This is a genomic window from Pontibacter sp. HSC-14F20, assembly GCF_019599265.1.
Lineage (GTDB): Bacteria > Bacteroidota > Bacteroidia > Cytophagales > Hymenobacteraceae > Pontibacter.
In genome coordinates, this window is sequence record NZ_JAHZTC010000022.1 from 1 (window position 1) to 19780 (window position 19780).

The 19780-nt window shown below is 51.5% G+C and carries 13 protein-coding genes; 5 read left to right on the top strand and 8 right to left on the bottom strand.

Features of this window, described 5'->3' with window-relative positions:
• Positions 1–121: 121 nt before the first annotated feature.
• The 6 genes from K3G39_RS17630 to K3G39_RS17655 all read right to left on the bottom strand — a co-directional run bounded on the left by K3G39_RS17630 (position 122) and on the right by K3G39_RS17655 (position 7700).
• Positions 122–1447, bottom strand: coding sequence for a mechanosensitive ion channel family protein (locus K3G39_RS17630; RefSeq protein ID WP_220627495.1), 1326 nt, complete (start codon positions 1445–1447; stop codon positions 122–124).
• A gap of 102 nt (positions 1448–1549) precedes the next feature.
• Complete coding sequence (locus K3G39_RS17635; protein WP_220627496.1) at positions 1550–3019, bottom strand: potassium/proton antiporter; 1470 nt, start codon at positions 3017–3019, stop codon at positions 1550–1552.
• Between the two features lie 216 nt (positions 3020–3235).
• A complete protein-coding gene (gene kynU, locus K3G39_RS17640) occupies positions 3236–4513 on the bottom strand; it encodes a kynureninase (protein WP_220627497.1) in 1278 nt (425 codons plus the stop codon).
• 118 nt (positions 4514–4631) lie between these two features.
• The gene (locus K3G39_RS17645; RefSeq protein ID WP_220627498.1) at positions 4632–5711 is read right to left on the bottom strand and encodes a hypothetical protein; all 1080 of its coding nucleotides are present in this window, start codon (positions 5709–5711) and stop codon (positions 4632–4634) included.
• Between the two features lie 171 nt (positions 5712–5882).
• A complete protein-coding gene (locus K3G39_RS17650; RefSeq protein WP_220627499.1) occupies positions 5883–6971 on the bottom strand; it encodes an amidohydrolase family protein in 1089 nt (362 codons plus the stop codon).
• Between the two features lie 201 nt (positions 6972–7172).
• On the bottom strand, positions 7173–7700 hold the full coding sequence (locus K3G39_RS17655; protein ID WP_220627500.1) for a 3-hydroxyanthranilate 3,4-dioxygenase: 528 nt from the start codon (positions 7698–7700) through the stop codon (positions 7173–7175).
• A 177-nt stretch (positions 7701–7877) separates the two neighbouring features.
• Here K3G39_RS17655 and K3G39_RS17660 point away from each other — a divergent pair, with 177 nt between their 5' ends.
• The 5 genes from K3G39_RS17660 (at position 7878) to K3G39_RS17680 (ending at position 16436) form a co-directional block, all read left to right on the top strand.
• The gene (locus tag K3G39_RS17660) at positions 7878–11612 is read left to right on the top strand and encodes a BamA/TamA family outer membrane protein (RefSeq protein ID WP_220627501.1); all 3735 of its coding nucleotides are present in this window, start codon (positions 7878–7880) and stop codon (positions 11610–11612) included.
• 17 nt (positions 11613–11629) lie between these two features.
• Complete coding sequence (locus K3G39_RS17665) at positions 11630–12418, top strand: SDR family oxidoreductase (RefSeq protein ID WP_220627502.1); 789 nt, start codon at positions 11630–11632, stop codon at positions 12416–12418.
• Between the two features lie 79 nt (positions 12419–12497).
• Positions 12498–13943: an aldehyde dehydrogenase gene (locus K3G39_RS17670; protein WP_370627283.1), complete on the top strand. Its 1446-nt coding sequence runs from the start codon at positions 12498–12500 to the stop codon at positions 13941–13943.
• 264 nt (positions 13944–14207) lie between these two features.
• Positions 14208–15479, top strand: coding sequence for a chloride channel protein (locus tag K3G39_RS17675; protein ID WP_220627503.1), 1272 nt, complete (start codon positions 14208–14210; stop codon positions 15477–15479).
• Between the two features lie 78 nt (positions 15480–15557).
• Entirely contained in the window at positions 15558–16436 is an 879-nt protein-coding gene (locus tag K3G39_RS17680) for a RelA/SpoT domain-containing protein (protein ID WP_220627504.1), read from the top strand.
• A 7-nt stretch (positions 16437–16443) separates the two neighbouring features.
• On the opposite strand, the gene K3G39_RS17685 is transcribed toward K3G39_RS17680, so the two are convergent.
• Entirely contained in the window at positions 16444–17244 is an 801-nt protein-coding gene (locus K3G39_RS17685) for a hypothetical protein (protein WP_220627505.1), read from the bottom strand.
• A gap of 158 nt (positions 17245–17402) precedes the next feature.
• Positions 17403–19640, bottom strand: a complete 2238-nt coding sequence (locus K3G39_RS17690; protein WP_220627506.1) for a S9 family peptidase — start codon at positions 19638–19640, stop codon at positions 17403–17405.
• Positions 19641–19780: the final 140 nt, after the last annotated feature.

Sequence of the window (19780 nt, forward strand, 5' to 3'; positions counted from 1 at the left end):
GATAGAAGAACGAAATGAGAAACAAGTAAAAATCCACTGGAGCTTCACAGTCAAGGAGGCCAGGGAAAAGATGGCTTCTCAGTATGCTAAAGTGATACCTAATGACTAAATTGACTGTGTACTAGTTCTGCATGGTTTCTGCCATAGGGAAGCGAACATTGGTTGCGGCAACCGGGTTGAAATGCAGGCTCCGTACATCGTCCGCCGCCGGCATTTCGAATACCTCCAGGTCGAAGTACTTAACCGCTGCCAGCAAGTGGTCAAAAATATCGGCCATAATGCCTTCGTACTCCACCCACACAATGCTGTTGGCAAACAGGTATAGCTCAATCGGCATACCGGTAGTGGTTGGCTCGAGCTGGCGCACCATCATGGTCATGCCCTTGTGGGTTTTCGGGTGGGTTTTCAGGTAAGCATCTATATACTGCCGGAAAACACCCACATTAGTCAGACTGCGTCCGTTGATCAAAAGGCTCTTGTCGATTTCGTTGTCTTGGTTAAACTGGTCTATTTCACTTTGCCGCTCCTCCAGGTAGGTTTTCAAGAGCTGAATCTTGCTCAGGCGGCTCACCTCTTCGGCAGACAGGTAACGGATGCTGGATATTTTGATGTACACAGAGCGCTTGATACGTCTGCCACCCGAGCGCTGCATGCCCCGCCAGTTTTTAAACGAGTCAGAGATAAGAAAGTAAGTAGGTATAGTTGTGATGGTTTTGTCGAAGTTCTGCACTTTCACGGTGTTCAGGTTTATCTCAATCACATCGCCGTCGGCGCCATACTTTTCCATCGTTACCCAGTCGCCAATGCGCACCATGTCATTGGACGAAACCTGTATACTGGCTACAAAGCCCATGATGGTATCCTTGAAAACCAACATCAGAATAGCCGAAGCCGCACCCATTGCCGTGATGAAGGTCAGGGCGTCTTTGCCGGTGAGGGTAGAGAAAATAAGCAGGCCAGCTATGAAGTACAGAAAGATAGTAAGCACCTGCATAAAACTCTCAACAGGCTTGTCCTTAAAGGTTTCGGTGGTTTTGAGGAAGTCCTTGCCGGTGCGCAGCAGTGCGCGCGCCACCCAGATCCAAAGCATAATCAGGTAGATGTCGGTGAGCTTCATGAGCGGCGATACCCAGGTTGGGAAATCAGCAAATATGATAGGTATAGCCTGCACTACAATGATAAGTGGTGCGATGCGGGCCAGGTATACGACTACTCTGTTGCGTGCCATATACTCGACCAGCCTCGTGTTGGATCTGGCGGCAATCTTCTGGGCTGTGCCTACAAATATTTTTCTAGCTAGGAAATCAACCAGGTATACGATAATAGCTGTCGCGGTAATTAGCACCAGCAAGTTGATGTAGGTTGCTGCCTGTTCAGGTACGCCGAGGTTCAACAATTGGTCAAATGTCCAGCTACTGATTTGATCATTCGAATAAGTAGTGTTCATGATAAAAGGTAAAGGGTTTAAAATGAATGCGCTATGGCTCTACAAAAGTAAGGCTTTTGCATTTAAGATGCCGTTTAAACATTAACTACAGCGTCATTTGCCCTATTCTACCTCGTAGCCAAGCAGTTCATTTACCTTTACCAGCTCATCGTCATTGTCGGTCATCACAAAGAGTATGTCGTTGGGTTCCAGGATGGTAGCCCCATTTGGTGTCACAAACTTTTTGCTCCTGTTGATCAGCACAATTAATGCTCCCTTAGGAAAGTGAAGGTCTACCAGTGTTTTGCCAATCGCAGGACTATTTTTAGGAACTTCTATTTCGGTGAGCTCATTTTTCAGATCGTACTCCATCTCCAGGTCAAACTGGTGCTTCTTCAGTCTTTTATCCCTTTCGCCCAGGTTTAGCCACTTGGCCACAAGCGCAAGGGTGGTGCCCTGCACCATAACGGAGGTGAGTACGATGAAAAACACAATGTTGAAAATCATACCGGATCGCTCCACCCCCGCCAGCATGGGGTAGGTAGCAAATACGATCGGTACAGCACCACGCAAGCCCACCCACGACACGTAGAGCTTATCCTGTATCGTGTTTTTAAAGAAGGCCAAACTCAGGAACACACTCAGAGGACGTGCCACAATGATGAGGAATAGCGAAATCAGAAGTCCTACTCCCAATACGGGCACCATTTGCGATGGAAAAACCAGCAGGCCCAGCGTAAGGAACATCAGGATCTGCATCAGCCAGGCCACGCCATCGTAAAATTTGGTAAGGCTGCGCTTGTGGATAAAGTTACGGTTGCCAAGCATAACCGCTGCCACGTATACCGCTAGAAAACCGTTGCCATTAATCAGATTTGTGAAAGCGTAGGTAAAGATTACCATCGCCATGGTCAGCGCCGGGTATAGGCCTTCCTGCTCTAACTTGATCCGGTTGATTACCCATCCCATAATCCGGCCCATGGCTATACCTGACACGGCCCCAATGCTCATCTGCGTAAAAAACATGGGGACAAGCTGCCAGATGCTCGCCTCCGGGTTCAGTATCAGAAAGGTGAAGCTTATCGTCAGGAAATAGGCCATTGGGTCATTACTGCCCGACTCCAGCTCCAGCGTAGGCCTGAGGTTGTTTTTAAGCCCGATGTTTTTGGAACGGAGAATGGAAAACACTGCCGCCGCGTCGGTAGACGACACAATGGAGCCAAGAAGCAGACTCTCTAAGATAGTAAGGTCAGTGACAAGGTATACGAAGCCGCCGAGCGCAATGGCTGTGATAAAAACTCCGATGGTGGCCAGAACTACACCCCGCCACAAAATGGGTTTGGTGCTTTCCCAGCGTGTGTCCAGGCCACCGGAAAAGAGAATGAACGTAAGTGCGATCGTGCCCAGCGATTGGGCTGTCTGTGGGTCGTTATAGTAGATCTTGCCAAGTCCCTCAGACCCGGCCAGCATACCTACCGCAAGAAATAGTAATAGAGCCGGTACCCCAAACCGGCCCAGGCTCTTACTAATCAGAATACTGATGAAGAGCAAAATAGAGGAGGCTAAAAGTATATCTTCAAACGCAACACCCATTTATTAGCCTAAAGTGATCTAAAATATTATCAAATCGGATTTGTCTTGCTCATAAGCAGCATATCGTATTTCTTTGAAATCTTCCGGAAAGGTCTTTTCGCGTGCATATCCGCACAAGTGGGCGGCAGAAGCAGCACATGCCCTTGCGTAACTTATTACTCTGAGCAGTAGATGGTGGTTACAAACTCTCTGCCCGGCTATTGGAATTGCTTATATTTAGCTATGCCCTTCAAGGCAGGCGTGCAGGATTTCGGAGAAGCGGTATACCTCTTCAAAGCTGTTGTAAAGCGGCGTGGGTGCAACCCGAATCACGCTCGGCTCACGGAAATCCACGATAATACCGGCTTCCATTAGTTTATCAAACAACTCGCGGGCGTTTTGCTTCACAAGGAGCGATATCTGGCAGCCGCGGGCCTGCGGGTCGCGTGGGGTAATCATCTCGAGCACGTCTTTGCTCACCTGCACGTCATTAATCAGGAACTCCAGGTAGCCTGTCAGCTTCTCGCTCTTGGCGCGCAGATTTGCTATACCTGCTTCGTCAAAAATTTCTAGTGAAGCACGATGCACAGCCATTGGCAGAATCTGGGCGTTGCTTAGCTGCCAGCCTTCAGCACCAGGTATGGGTATAAAGCCTTTCTTCATCTGGAAGCGCACGCTTGCATCGTGGCCCCACCAGCCGGCAAAACGCGGCAGATCCGGGTTGTTGGCGTGGCGCTCGTGCACGAACACACCCGAGGTACCGCCCGGTCCTGAATTGAGGTACTTGTAGGTACACCACACGGCAAAGTCCACACCCCAGTCGTGCAGCTGCATAGGTATGTTGCCGGCGGCATGCGCCAGATCAAAACCTACCACAGCACCCACTTCGTGCCCTGCTTGTGTGATGGCCTGCATGTCATATACCTGCCCGGTGTAGTAATTGATACCACCCATCATCACCAGCGCCAGTTCGTCACCGTGCTCGCGTATGCTTTGCAGGATGTCTTCGGTGCGCAGCGTGTGTTCGCCTTCTCTCGGGAACAACTCTACAATCGCCTCTTCCGGGGTATAGCCATGGAATTTCACCTGCGTCTCGAGCGCATACTGGTCCGACGGAAAAGCCCCGCCCTCCATAATGATTTTGATGCGCTTGCCCTCCGGTCTGTAAAACGACACGAGCATGAGGTGCAGGTTCACAGTGAGCTGGTTCATGATCACCACTTCCTGCGCCTTGGCTCCCACCACACGGGCAGCGCCATCTGTTAGCAACTTATGGTAGTTGAACCAAGGGTCTTCACCTTTAAAGTGTCCCTCTACAGCGTAGTTCGCCCATTTATACATCTCGTTGTCGATGTACATCTGCGCCGACTTTGGCTGTAAACCAAGTGAGTTACCACAAAAGTAAATAGCGTCGCGGCCGTTTACCTGCGGAAAATAAAAGCGATCTTTGAAATGCTTAAGCGGGTCGAGGTTATCTTGTTCCTGCGCAAAGGCAAGGCTATTCTGATAGTTCATTTTTGTTGTGCGGGTATGGGTGTTATCAAAAGGCGGCGTCAGCCCCTTAATTCATCTCCTGCGAAGATAGAAAATAACTGGGCAAAGTTTATTAAGCCCTCGCCCGGTAACGGCCATGTTATTTCCAGTTTGTCTTCCCAAAATCATACTTCAGGCCAATGCTGAATGATCTTGGCAATTCTTCCAGAACCAAAAGGTGGTTGATTTCGGCATAAACAGCCATTCTTGGAAATAGTTTCGATTCAAATCCGAGACCGGGGCTAAGGCGGAGTGCAGCCCGGAGTCCGTTTTCATTATAGCCTTCTTCAGGGTGGCTATAAGACACGTAGCCAGCATCCAGGAGGTGAACGAGCACATAAGCGCTATATTTTTCTGCTTTCTTAAAGGCCATTTCGTACCGCAAACCCAAGGCATACGAATGCGCTTTCTCTTCCCCAAATCTATAAGAAGAGTAGTCTATAGACGCCTTAATAGAATGCCTGCTGTGTTTGGAGAAGTAATACTGAAGACCAGCCATATTTCCGTAGCCACGTGCTTCAATCGGAATGTTCTTGCTGAAGCCATACTTGCTGTATTGCGTAAAAAAGACCCAGTTCGGTTCTTTCCCGGCTTTCTTATTACCCTGCCACTCGTAGCTAGCCTCCCCCTGGTTGTATTCCCGAATTATCTTAGTCAGACTACCTTCTTTCAAAGTTGTCTTCTCCAACTGCTGCACAATGTCCATGCGGTCATACAGCAGCGAACTGAGCGTGCCAATGTACTTATGGTCTTTCCGCAAATACTTTTTGCCGCCCTGGTTCTCATACACGTTGTTATTCTCGAGTCTATGCAATGCATTGTCTTTGGATACATAGTAGTACTCTGATGAATTCTCTTCTCTTTTATAGAGTGAAACCTTAGGCGACTCGATCAGCACTTTCAGCACCAGAGAGACACTATCAGCATTCGTTGTATAGCGTTTAGCAACAAACTTTTCACCGTTATCGAGCTTTATCTCAGAGATCTGCTCTGCAGTAAATACTTGCTTGGCACCCTGCTCACCGGAGAAGCGTATTTCATTGGGCTCGTCGTAAAAATAAGTGATGGATCCTGTCAGGTTATCTCCATTTTTCAGGGCTATTACCCCCTTTTGGCTTTGGATCTGGGCATAGAGAGCAACCGGAAAGAATAGAAGAAAGAGTATAAGTTTGAGTTTCATAAAAAAGGTAGGATTATAATTTTCGGGTGCAAATATAATCCAACTCCCAGATACTTGCACTATCTACACCGCACATCTTTTGTTATAAAGAAGGCACGAGGTATACGCAAGTAAAATAGACCTTTACAGAGGAGAGAATACCGAAACAATTGCTGGAAAGGAACTCCGGTTTTAGACCTTAGCCTTCGAAATATCCACTGAGTCCTTCACAAAAAGGCTCTTCTCCAGATTAAGCCATTCCAGGGCAGTGCCATGCAGCATGCGGTCTTTGGTGGCGCGATCGTAAGGCATAGATTCAATTAATTTGCCGGGCTCCAGTTCGCCGAGAGGAAAAGGATAGTCAGTGCCGAGGGCAATGCTGTTGACGCCCACCAGATTCACGAGGTACTCCAGCGCCTGCGGGTCGTGCACAAGTGAGTCGAAGTAGAATTTGCCCAGGTACTCGCGTGGGTTCACGTTGTTGTCAATCGCGCACAGATCGGGGCGCACCTCAAAACCGTGCACAATACGGCCAATGGTAGCCGGAAAGGAGCCGCCGCCGTGCGCAAAAGCTACCCGCAGCTTTGGCAAACGCTCGAGCACACCGCCGAAAATCATGGAGCAAATCGCCAGACTGGTTTCGGCGGGCATACCTACGAGCCAGGGCAGCCAGTATTTGCTCATTTTCTCCTTGCCGTACATATCCCAAGGGTGTACAAACACGGCTGCGCCCAGTTCTTCAGCCGCCTGAAAAATTGGGAACAGCTCGGGTGCGTCCAGGTTCCAGTCGTTGATATGCGAACCGATCTGTATACCTGCCATACCCAATTCCTTCATGCAACGCTCCAGCTCTTTAATTGCCAAATCGGGGTCCTGCATCGGAATGGTGCCAAGGCCAATGAAGCGGTCGGGGTAGTCGGCGACTATACCTGCGATGTGGTCATTGAGCATGCGCGACAGATCGTAGGTATGCTCCGGCTTTGCCCAATAGTTGAACATGACAGGCACCGTGCTCAGCACCTGCACCCCCACCTGGTGATGACTACACTCGTGCATGCGCACTTTGGGGTCCCAGCAATTGTCCTGAATCTCGCGGAAGAACTTGTCGTCCATCATCATGCGGGCGCAGCACGGCTTGTGGTGCTCGAGCCTCACGAAACCGCCATAGCCATAGCGCTCCCGCAAATCGGGCCAGGTGGCGGGCAGGATATGCGTGTGGATATCAATCTTGAACAGATTGTTTTCGGCAGGTATAGAGAGGTCAGGCTTTGGGTTTTGCATGCTGGTAAAGGAACGAAAAAGCGGCTATACAGCGTACGGCCAAGTAAAGCAATCCAACAAGATACACATTTTATAGATTTTACGTCGGCTATCCTGATATTCGTTAGCCAAAAGCGGCATCTAGATTCTCAGATCGGGAGGCCCTACCCCAGCTACGCTTGCCTCCTTCGACTCGTGTCTCGGACACAGTCTAAAAGACAGTTACGCAGGCTTAACTGGCGGCTGCAATACCTCACCACACTTCTTGCAAGTCCGCAAGTCTTCATTATCCCAGAAATTCCCCATAATTACAGGAAGTTGCTTCACAATATCCGTCACTTCCGTGAAATCCTCGTGCAGCTTGTTACCGCAGTTCTCACAAAACCACATAAAACCGTCCTTCTCCCCTTCTCTTCTATAACGCTCAATCACCAGACCAACCGTGTTGGCTGGGCGTTGCGGAGAGTGTGGCACCTTTGCTGGCAACAGGAAAATCTCACCCTCTTTGATAGGAATATCCACGGGCTTGCCATCTTCTATAATCTTCAGCACAATATCGCCTTCCACCTGATAGAAAAACTCCTCGCTTTCATCGTAGTGATAGTCTTTTCGGGCGTTGGGTCCGCCCACTACCATCACAATAAAATCGTCGTTTCCTTTGTATACCTGCTGGTTGCCTACGGGTGGCTTCAGCAAATGGCGGTGTTCTTCTATCCACTGTTTAAAATTGAAAGCGCGCTGTATGGCCATAGCTTTATCGGGTTAGGTTGATAGTTTGAATGTACGAGAATTACACGCAATTGGCAAATACCGCACAGCCCAGCACATATCTGACAAAGCATTTCAGGTATAGGGCAACATTTTATACCTCCTGTGTATACCTGCAGGGTACTTCAAAGTATAAAGGGTAAGCCTATACTTACCCATATGACCAGACTTTTACGTTACCTACTCCTTTATATCTTGGTTTGCACCGCCGCTTGTAGCCCCAGTATTTACTACGGGCCCAGTGCGGGCAACTGGCAGCACTTTTCTTTGCCCGACTCAACGGGCATTGCCTATACCATATACCTGTTGGGCGACGCGGGGGCTCCGCAACTGAATAAAACCGAACCTACCCTCAAATTACTAAAATCGCAGCTCGACCGTGACCCTAAGAGCACATTAGTAGCGCTGGGCGACAACCTGTATCACAGCGGACTTTCGGAAGAGGGCAGCCAGACTCGCGAGCAGGACGAGAAGCGCCTCAACGAGCTGATAAAAGTAGTGGATAACCATCAGGGCAGCGTGTTTTTCGTGCCTGGCAACCACGACTGGGACTACATGGGCCCCAAAGGACTAGAGAAGATACGCCGCCAAGAGCAGTACATCGAGGCGGGCATCAACAAGGGCAATACCTTTGTGCCCGACAACGGCTGTCCTGGCCCTTATGTGGAACAAGTGAGCGACGATGTGATATTCATCGGTATAGACACCCATTGGTGGTTGCACAAACATGAAAAACCCTACGGCCCCGACAGCGGCTGCGGCGCGGGCACCGAAACCGAAATGCTGCAACAGATGGAGCAGACGCTCGAAGCCAATAAAGGCAAACACATCGTCATTGGAGGGCACCATCCGTTTGTGAGCAACAGCAATCACGGTGGATTCTATACCGTGATGGACCACCTTTTCCCGCTGCGCCTCATGCGCGACGGGCTCCTGATTCCGCTGCCCGTTATCGGCTCACTATACCCGTTTTACCGCCAGCTGGGCGGCGTGGATCAGGACATTCCGCACTACCGCTACCAGTTGCTCATCAGCCGCATGGAGCAACTTTTCAACCGCTACGACAACATCATTTATACCTCAGGCCACGACCACAACCTGCAGCTGCACAAAATCGACAAGTACATCCACATTCTCAGCGGCTCAGGCTGTAAAACGGCGCCTGTGGATGTCGAGAACAACGCCACCTTTGCTCATAGCGAGAAGGGCTTTGTGAAAGTGATTTACTACAACAATGGTGAGGTATGGACCGAGTTCTGGTCGCCTGAGGGCGACGGCGACACAGGCCAGGTAAACTACCGCGGCAAGCTCTACGACCAGATTCGTCAGGACGCAACTGCCACCGCCGCCTGTACCGATACGCTCCAAACTGAGCCTGTGGAGTTCAGGCCCGCTGACCCGAAAAAAAAACCCTACGCGCTGGCTGGTGTGTTGCTCAAAAACGATTACGCGAAAGAATGGGCCACTCCTGTGCGTGTCACCTACCTCGACATAGGTGCTGTGGGTGGTGGACTGAGTCCATTTGGCCTCACCAAAGACCGCGACCGCAACAGCCTGCGCCTCCGCAGCGCCAAAGGCTACGAATACCGTTTCCGCCCTTTGTTACGCGACGCCCTGCGCACTGTGCCGCAACAGTACCGTGGCTCGGAGGTTATACAGTCGGTACCCGAAACGTGGCTACCCTCGCAGCACCCCTATGCACCGCTTATTGCCACGCAGCTCGAGAAAGCCGCTGGGTTGCTGGCCTCCTCTCCCGCCCTGCACCTGTTGCCCGACATCGATTGCCTGGAGCCTTACAAAGCGCCTTTCGGCAACCGCCTGGGTTTTCTGGAATTTGATGCCGAAGACTACCGCCTGGGCCATAGGGGTCAGGATGCCGATGATGTGCAGGAACTGAGCTACACTGCCATGCTGCACCGCCTCGAAGACGACCACCTGCACCAGGTAAATGCCCGTGCCTTCGCCAAAGCCCGCCTTCTCGACATGCTGATCGGCGATTGGGATCGATACGAAGACAACTACGAGTGGAGTCTGACCGAGGCGAACGGCCGCACGCTATACCTGCCTATACCAAAGGTGCGCGACAATGCCTTTTTCGCTTTCGATGGTTTCGTTCCGTGGCTGGCCACTCGCAGTTGGGGTGTGCAGGAGTTGCAGCACTTCGGCTATAAAATCCAGAACCTGAAAGGCCTGAACATGGCTGCCAAAGACCTCGACCGCCGTCTGTTGGGTAGCCTCACCCCTGCCGACTGGGTGCAGATAGCCGACAGCCTCGAGGCGGTGCTTACCGACGAGGTACTGACCAATGCCGTGCACCAGATGCCCCCCGAAGTATACCCGCTGCACGGCGACGAGCTGGTCCAGAAACTGAAAGCCCGACGGGTGCAGCTGCCCCGCGTAGCCGAAGAATACGCCCATTTACTGGCTCGCTACGTGGATGTGTTTGGCAGCAAAAAGAAAGAGCTGTTTGAGATTGAGCGACTGGCCAACGGCGACACACGCATTACCATGACCGCCGCCGACAACCCGAGCCACACGCTCTATACCCGTACCTTTTCTCCTGAGCACACCAAAGAAGTCCGCCTCTACGGTTTCGGGGGCGACGATGAATTCAGCGTCACGGGCGAAACGGGCAGCGACATAAAAGTGCGTGTGATTGGCTATAAAGAGCACGGCCGCTACCAGTATGCCCTTTCCGATAGCCTGGGCAACAGCAGCATCTCCTATACCTTACGCAACCCCGTCGGCGACAAGAAAGTAATCGACAACACCCGCGCCACTTATGAAGACTTTGCCACAGGCGACCTCATCAACAGTCCTGCCTCCGACGAGTTTCGCTATACCCGTTTCGGGCCTAATTTCACGGTTATTTACAACACAGCCGACGGGCTGGTGCTGGGCGCTGGCATGCAGTACAGGCCTTACAAGTTCAGAACAAGCGCCAGAGGCGGCGTGCAACGTTTGCTTTACCAGCGCTCCCTCAAAACAGGTATGGCCCGCATTTTCCATGAAGGCGAAATCAAAGACCTATTCTTCGACCTTGATTTGGTGAGCCGCGCCTGGGTATACGCCCCCTATTATAGTATACAGTACCGCGGCTATGGCAACAGGCCAGCACCGACTGATGCACCGCTTAACCAACGGGTAGAGCTGAGCAATGCCCATATTTCGGTCGCTTTGCAAAAGCCTTTCGGCACGTTCTTCTCGCTCGGGGCAGGACCTGTGTTGGAGTACTTCAGGTTGAGCGAGCGCCGCAACATCTGGGTGCAGGATTTCTTGCCTGATAATCGGCAGGATGCATTCGGACAGCGCAGCTACCTCGGCGCCACTGCCTTTTTCAGGACCGATGCGAGAGACTACGAGAACAACCCGAGCCGCGGACTAGTGATAGACCTGCGGGGCAACTGGTTTCAGGGGGTGGCCAACACCAGCGGCAGGTATAGCCGCTATACCTACGAAGTGCGCTACTACATGAGTCCGAATCTGCCTTTCCAGCTCACGTTTGCGGGCCGCATAGGCGGTGGCATCAATACGGGCCGTTACGCTTTCTACCAGGGCAACATGCTGGGTGGCGGCCTTCTGCCCGATTTCAGCCAAACTATTCGCGGCTACAGCCAGACCCGCCTTATTGGCGACCGCAGCTTCTTCACCAACCTCGAGATGCGTGCAGCCCTGCTTAACTACCGTGTATACCTGTTCCCTGGCAAAGTAGGTGTGCTCGGCCTTTACGACACAGGCCGCGTCTGGACCCGCACCAACAACGTAGGCGGCTGGAACCAGGCCTATGGCGGCGGCATCTGGTTCTCGCTCTTCAACCGCATTGTGCTCACGGGCACCGCCGCCTACTCCCGTGAAGGCACCCTGATTAATGTACAGAATGGGTTTTTCTTTTAATTGCTTATCTTTAAGCTATGAACTTAGACCTGACGGATAAAAGAGCCATCGTGTGCGGCAGCACACAAGGTATAGGCAAAGCCATCGCTGCAGAACTGGCGCAACTGGGTGCCAGCATAACACTGGTGGCCCGCAACGAAGCCAAGCTACAGGAAACAGCCCAGGAACTCGACAGCAGCAAAGGTCAGCAACACGACTATCTGGTGGCCGATTTCAGCAAACCGGAGGAGCTGGTGGAGCAACTGCAGGTATACCTGCAGCAACACGAGCAGGTGCACATCCTCATCAACAATACAGGCGGCCCAGCAGGTGGACCGATTATAAACGCCAAGCAAGAAGAGTTTTTGAGTGCTTTCAACATGCACCTGATTAACAATCACAATTTGGCGCAGGCAGTGATTCCGCTGATGAAAAAGGCAGGTTACGGCCGTATTATCAACATCATCAGCACCTCCGTGAAACAGCCGCTACAAGGCTTGGGCGTGTCGAACACCATACGCGGCGCCGTGGCCAGCTGGGCGAAGACGATGGCGAACGAGCTCGGGCAATTTGGCATTACCGTGAACAACGTGCTCCCCGGCGCTACCCGCACGGGTCGTCTTGAAACCATCATCGTTAACAAAGCGAAAAAAACCGACAGCGACGTAGATAAGGTAGAAGAAGAAATGATGTCCGAAATTCCAGCCCGCCGCTTCGCCGAACCCGAAGAAGTAGCTGCAGCGGCAGCGTTCCTGGCTACGCCAGCAGCAGCTTATATCAATGGCATTAATGTGCCGGTTGATGGGGGCAGGACGGGGAGTTTGTAGCGTTCAATTGTTGATTGATAATTGTCGATTGTTTTCTTAATCCCGCGCATTTTTAATTTTGAATTTCTAATTACTCCTCGTGCAGCACATACATAACTACATAGACGGCCAGTTGGTAATGCCTGTGGCGGGGCAGTACATCGACAACTACAACCCAGCGCTGGGCGAAGTATACTCGCTTATACCTGATTCCGATGAACAGGACGTAGAACAGGCGGTGCAGGCGGCTCTCAAGGCTTTCCCAGCATGGGCAAACACGCCTGCCGAGAAGCGGGGGCAGATTTTAATGCGGATCGCCGACCTCATCGACCAGAACCTGGACAAGCTAGCCGAAGCCGAATCGATAGACAATGGTAAATCGCTGAAACTGGCCAAGTCGGTGGACATACCTAGGGCCAGTAGTAACATGCGCTTCTATGGTACGGCCATCCAACATTTCGCTTCTGAGGCGCACTACATGGAAGGAACCGACGCCATCAACTATACCGTGCGCCATCCGCATGGCGTGGTGAGCTGCATTTCGCCCTGGAACCTGCCGCTATACCTGTTCACCTGGAAAATTGCTCCTGCCTTGGCTGCTGGTAACTGTGTGGTAGCGAAGCCCTCTGAAGTGACACCCATGACAGCTTACATGCTATCAGAAATCTGCATCGAAGCGGGCTTGCCGGCGGGTGTGCTCAACATCGTGCATGGCTACGGCCACAAAGTAGGCGCAGCTATGACGGCGCATCCTAAAGTACCCGTTATCTCTTTCACAGGCGGCACTGCCACAGGTCGCACCATTGCGGCCACGGCTGCTCCGATGTTCAAGAAGCTGTCGCTGGAGCTAGGTGGCAAGAACCCGAACATTATCTTCACCGACTGCGATTTCAATAATGCGCTGCATACCTCTATTCATTCTTCTTTCGCTAACCAGGGGCAAATCTGCCTGTGCGGTTCCCGCATTTTCATTGAGCGTCCGCTGTACGAGAAATTCCGCGACGCTTTTGTGGAGAAAGTGAGGGCCATGCAAGTAGGCGACCCGATGGAAGAAGCCTCGAAAATGGGTGCGGTGGTTTCCGAACAGCACATGCAAAAGGTCCTTTCCTACATCGAACTAGCCAAACAAGAAGGCGGCACCATCCTCACAGGCGGACACCAGGTGCAGGTCGAAGGACGTTGCCAGAACGGCTGGTTCATCGCCCCGACCATCATCGAAGGCCTGCCCTACAACTGCCGCACCAACACCGAAGAAATCTTCGGCCCGGTCGTTACACTCACCCCTTTCGACACCGAGGAAGAAGTCATCCAATACGCCAACTGCACCGACTACGGCCTCTCTGCCACCATCTGGACGCAGAATCTGCAGCGTGCCCACCGCGTCGCGCACCAGGTACATGCGGGCATCATCTGGGTAAACACCTGGCTCCTACGCGACCTGCGCACACCTTTCGGCGGTATGAAAAACTCTGGTGTAGGACGTGAGGGTGGCTTTGAGGCGTTAAGATTCTTTACTGAACCGCAGAATGTTTGTGTGAAGCTGTAGCTATACCTTTGTTGTCATTGAGAACACACTCAAGGCGCGAGTCGAAGGGGGCGACATAAAGCAGATGCTCTTTCGGATTTATGAATCCGAAAGTAGACTATAGAGGATTTCCTAATCCCCGTGTACCGGCACACGCGGGTCTGGAGACCCGCAGCAGTTAGGGACAGGGCTCCTCTACTAGATTCGGATAGAAATATCCGAATCAGCACCTACTGAATCCTTATTGCCTTTACCTCCACCTGATTTTCTCCGTACTTTTGCAGGATGGACTTTAAAAGAAGAAGACTGGCTGTTACGCTACGGAACCAGATTAACTATCCTTTACAGTTTAACCCATTTGTATTCAGCAAGATCTTCCTCCTGTGGGTAGCTATTGGCATCATGGGAGGCGTGATAGCGGGGCTTTACTGGATGGTGCTGGAGGGCTTTATGCATTTTCTTGCGCCGGTGCAAGGGCTCTGGGTTATCCCTTTGATGGCCTCAGCTGGTCTGCTGGCGGGTCTTATTATCCACTACCTTGGCGACCCCGGCGAGATGGACCTCATCGTGAACAACATCCGTTTCAAAGGCGGGCACCTGGAACCCAAGAACAACCCTTCCATGATTCTGTCCTCGTGGTTGTGTATAGCGAGTGGTGGTAGCGCCGGCCCCGAGGCACCGCTGGTACAGGTGGTGGGCTCTACAGGCACCTGGATTGCCAAAAAACTCAAAATAAGAGGAGAAGACCTGCGCTCGCTCACCATTGCAGGTATGGCTTCCGCTTTTACAGCACTTTTCGGCGCCCCGCTTGGCGGCACCCTTTTTGCCCTCGAAATTCTGCACCACAAACACGTAGTAGAGTATTACCAGGCACTTATACCTGCGTTTGTAGCCAGCTGCTCCAGCTACGTCATATTTATATTGATTACCCATATTGGCATCGGCCCTACCTGGAATTTCCCGGTATACTCCACTCCTGAACTGAACGATTTTTTCTACGCCATGCTGTATGCACTGGCAGGTACGGCAGCGGGCTGGCTGTTTATCTTCACGGTGCGCCAATGCAGGAATATGTTCAGAAAATTCAGCGTACCGATTTATGTGAAGATGGCCGTAGGTGGTCTGCTGATTGGCACCATCGCCTACTATGTGCCCCTTTCCCGTTACTTCAGTCACGATGAGTTGAACATACTGTTGGAAGAGCAATTCTCGCTTCAATTCCTGCTCATTTTGCTGGGTGCTAAGATTCTGGCTATCGCTTTCACAGTTACTTCCGGCTGGCGCGGGGGCTTCATTATTCCGCTGTTTTTTGTGGGCGCTACGGTGGGTATGATTGTGAACACGGCCTTCCCTGGTCAGAACCTGCCCCTGATTATGGTAAGCTGTATGGCAGCTATCAACGCCTGTGTTACCCGCACGCCCATCAGCACCATCATCCTACTGTCTACCCTGACTGGTTTCCATCATTTCATTCCCATTATGTTCGCCAGCCTGACCGGTTTTTTCCTGGCGCCTAAAACACCGCTCATCAATGCGCAACTGGGCCTGAAAGAATAGAACTTATACCTGTTAAGCTGTGCCATTATCACATTCAAGCGTAAAACTAGCTATACAATGGCCTGAAACTGCTCGAGCATGTCTATCCATAGTGTCACACTTTCCTATATACTCACTGCGCTGAAAACGAGCCAGGAGGATTTATGTGCGCAAGGTATAAACCCGCACACGCTGGTGGCCATCTACAATGATTTTCTGACTCGGAAATATGATCTTAATGCCATCTCCCAGATAACAGCCAATACCCTGCTGCAAGCTCCGGGTGCTCAGGCCATCAGGTATAGGATAAAAGACCCGCTCCACCTGCTCCGCAAAGTCATCCGCAAAAAAGCAGAATATCCCGAACGGGTTATTGACCACCACAGCTACCTCGACTGGATAAATGACCTGGTAGGCATACGGGTGTTATACCTGTACAAAGAATCGTGGCGCAGCCTGGGGCAGTACATAGAGGAGGTATGGCCATTGAAACGCCCGCCGGTCGCCTACATCCACGAATGCGATACAGGCATGCTTGTGGAAGAGCTGGAGAAGGGAGGATGTACTCTCCGGCGGCATCCGCTGGGCTACAGGGCAGTCCACTATGTCATCAGTACACAGCCACACCGCCAGCGTTATTTTGTAGAGATACAATTGCGCACGCTTTTCGAGGAGGGCTGGAGCGAGATAGACCATACGGTGCGCTACCCTGACCGCACCTGCAACGGCTTCGCCAGGGATCTGTTGGCCGTGCTGAACCGCCTCACTGGCAACGCCGACGACATAGCCACCTTCATTAAGATATTCTTCGATAAGATGCAGGCAAAGAAATCCGGTCATTCGACCGCCACCTGGACGCAGGAAGAGCGACAGGAACTTGAGGACGAGATAAAAAAACTTCCGGTAACGCCCGAAGAGAGGCAGCGGCTGCACGAGCACATCCGGCAGCTGCCGGGCAGGATCCATTCGGCAGACTAGGCCCTTGCTACTGTTTTTTGTTCGGCACCAGGTTGTGTGCTGCCAGTTTCCAGTTACCGTCCAACATTTTCCATACCTTTAGGTAATAGCCGGTTTCTTCCTGTTTGCCACTGTTGTGGGTATAGCTGCCGTAGGTATAGGCCAGATCAGCTGCTGATGACATATCGTGCCCGAGGGTGGTATAATTAATGTTCCCGGCAGGCTCTATACGCAGCTCCTTATACCTGACAGGGTACTGACCCGCCCGGTAAATCAGGGTTTCGTCGTCATAAGGCTGCACCCGCAGCACATCTTTCTGTAGCAGGCTTTGCTCTGTTCCTTTGCTTGCTTTAACGCCAGCAGTTGGCTTGTATACCTCCGGCTTTACCTGATCTACCGGATAAGAACTCCCATGGTCGATGGCTACTTTCCACTGCCCGTCAGACTGTTTTTTCCACACCGACAGGTAAAAGCCCGCTCCTGCCGGCTGCTCCTCCGTCGGTTTGGCTCTAACTTCGTAAGGTCCGGTGGTATAGCCCCAGTCCAGGGAGCTGGAGATATCAGCATACACGGGATACCAGGAGAGTTTGGTACTGCTTTCCGGCCTGCTGCCATAGCCCTCTTTGCCGTTCACCGGTTCGGGCAGAAACACAATCGCGTCATCTGCCAAATACTCCAGAAAAGCCGCCCGTATACCTTTTTCCACAGAAGTTGTTGCAAAGCTTATTTCAGCTTCTACCAGCTCAGCAAGCGCTTTATCACGTTTCTGACACATACCTTGAAAAGCGTAGAGTAAAAACGGCAAGATCAGGAAAAGTAGTTTTTTCATAGTGAACAGGTATAGCTATCATAAATTTAACAGATATACGCTGTATACCTTCAGCTGTCAACTCATTTTAATAGCCACTTCACTTATAATATTACCTATACCTAAACGAAAAGGCCCGCCATTAATGACGGGCCTCTTTGTTCAGGTATAATTATTCCTTATTGATTCTGCGACTCTGTTGTTGGGTTGATCAGGTTGCGCTCCAGGAAATCGGTCATCATTTTGAAGCGGTGCAGGCTGGTGATGCCGCCACCCACACCGTGGTTACGGTTCGGGTAGTAGAAGCTTTCGAACTGCTTGTTGGCGCTGATCAGGGCGTCCTGCATTTCTACTGCGTTCTGGAAGTGCACGTTGTCATCGCCGGTTCCGTGGATCAGCAACAGCTTGCCCTGCAGTTTGTCAGCGAAGAACAGCGGTGAGTTATCGTCGTAACCCGATGCGTTCTCCTGTGGTGTTTTGAGGTAGCGTTCGGTATAGATCGTGTCGTAATAGCGCCAGTTCGTAACCGGAGCCACAGATATACCTGCTGCAAACACACCATTTCCTTTCGTCAGACCAAGCAAAGTCATGTAGCCGCCATAGCTGTGACCCCAGATGCCGATGCGGTTTTTGTCTACGTACGACTGGTTGCCCAACCACTTGGCCGCTTCTATCTGGTCTTCAATTTCGTACTTGCCAAGGTTTGCATAAGTCACTTTCTTGAACTCAGCACCACGGGCACCTGTACCACGATTATCCACGCTCACTACTACAACGCCCTTGTTGGCCAGCACCTGGTACCACAGGTAGTTTGCACCGCCCCAGCTGTTGTTTACTGTCTGCGAGCCCGGGCCACCGTACACAAACATCAGTACCGGGTACTTCTTGTTTGGATCAAAATCAGTTGGTTTGATCATCCAGCCGTTCAGTTGCGTGCCGTCCTGAGTCTTCATGGTGAAGAACTCCTGCTTGGCGATATCATACTGGGCCAGCGTGTTTTTCAGTTTCTGGTTGTCTTCCAGCACTTTCACCAGTTTGCCGTCTTTGGCCGTATGCAGACCTACTGTAGGCACCTCGTTGGCAGCTGACTGGTAGTCGAGGAAGTATTTGAAGTCGTTGCTCATGTTCACGCGGTGCGTACCGGCTTTCTCAGTCAGGCGGGTTTTCTTCTTGCCTTTGCTGTTGATGCTGTACAGGTGGCGCTCCAGCGGAGACACCTCGGTTGACATGTAGAACAAGCGGTCGTTCTTCTCGTCGTAACCGATGTAGCTGCTCATTTCCCAGTTGCCCTTCGTGATCTGGCGCACCAGCTTGCCGTTTATGTTGTGCAGGTATAGGTGGTTGAAGCCGTCTTTCTCAGAAGAATGAATGAAGTGCTTGCCATCTTTCAGGTATGTCAGGTCGTCGGTGATGTCGATGTAAGCTTTGTCTGTCTCTTTCAGCACCACGTTGGTTTTGCCGGTTGTGGCGTTGGCGTGCAGGATTTCCAGCGTGTTCTGCAGGCGGTTCATCTTCTGGATTGAAAGCAAGTTGCTGTCGTTGGTCCACTTGATGCGCGGCAGGTATATGTCCGTTTCGTTGCCGGTATCCATCTTCACCGTCTGGCCATTGCCCACGTTGTACACCGATACGGTTATGATAGAGTTGGCCTCACCGGCTTTCGGGTACTTGAATTTGTTGTCCTGCGGGTATAGCTCACCCCACATCTGCATGTTAAACTCCGGAACGTTAGTCTCATCGAAGGTATAGAAAGCGATCTTAGAGCCGTCTGGTGACCAGTGAAAGCCCTGTGCAAACGAGAATTCCTCCTCATATACCCAGTCCGCGTAGCCATTGATAATGGAGTTAAACTTACCTGTGTTGGTGATTTGCGTCTCCTTCATGCTGGCAAGGTCCACGAAGAACATGTTGCCTTCGCGCGCAAAAGCTACACGCTTGGCATCAGGAGAAAAAGTAGCGTACAGCTGCTTGCCGCCGTTGCTCAATTTGGTCAGTTTCTTGGAGGCGATATCATACACATAAAACTCCGCCTTGGAAGAGCGGCGGTAGATCTGCTCGCGCTCGGTAGAGAACAGCACCTTTTTCTCGTCTGAACTAAAGGTATAGCCATCGAATTTGATCGGCTTGTTGCTGCCTTCCGGGTTCAGATCCTCGCCTTCAATGATCGTGTTCACCGGCTGGCCTGTCGTCACGTCGTAGCGTACAATGTCGTTCACGCTGTTTTTCTCGTCGGCTACCTGTGAGCTGTAGTAGCGGCCGTCGTTCATCCAGTTGACGCCGTACACCGATTTAGCCGAGAAGGTGCCCTTTCGGTAGATGTCCTCCAGCGTGACTTCTTTCTTCTGCTGTGCCTGCGCCACAAAGGTGAAGCAAAGGAGCACCACAGCCAGAAAATTGGTTTTAAGGTTGATATGCATGTGTATAAGGGTTATTAACGTTTAGTTTGCTAATTTATCAGAATAATGTGGTTTTGCCATACCTTGCTGCCAAAACCATATCGCACACAGGTATAGCCCAACAAAAAAGCGGCTTCCCTCTCGGAATTGCCGCCTTTCTG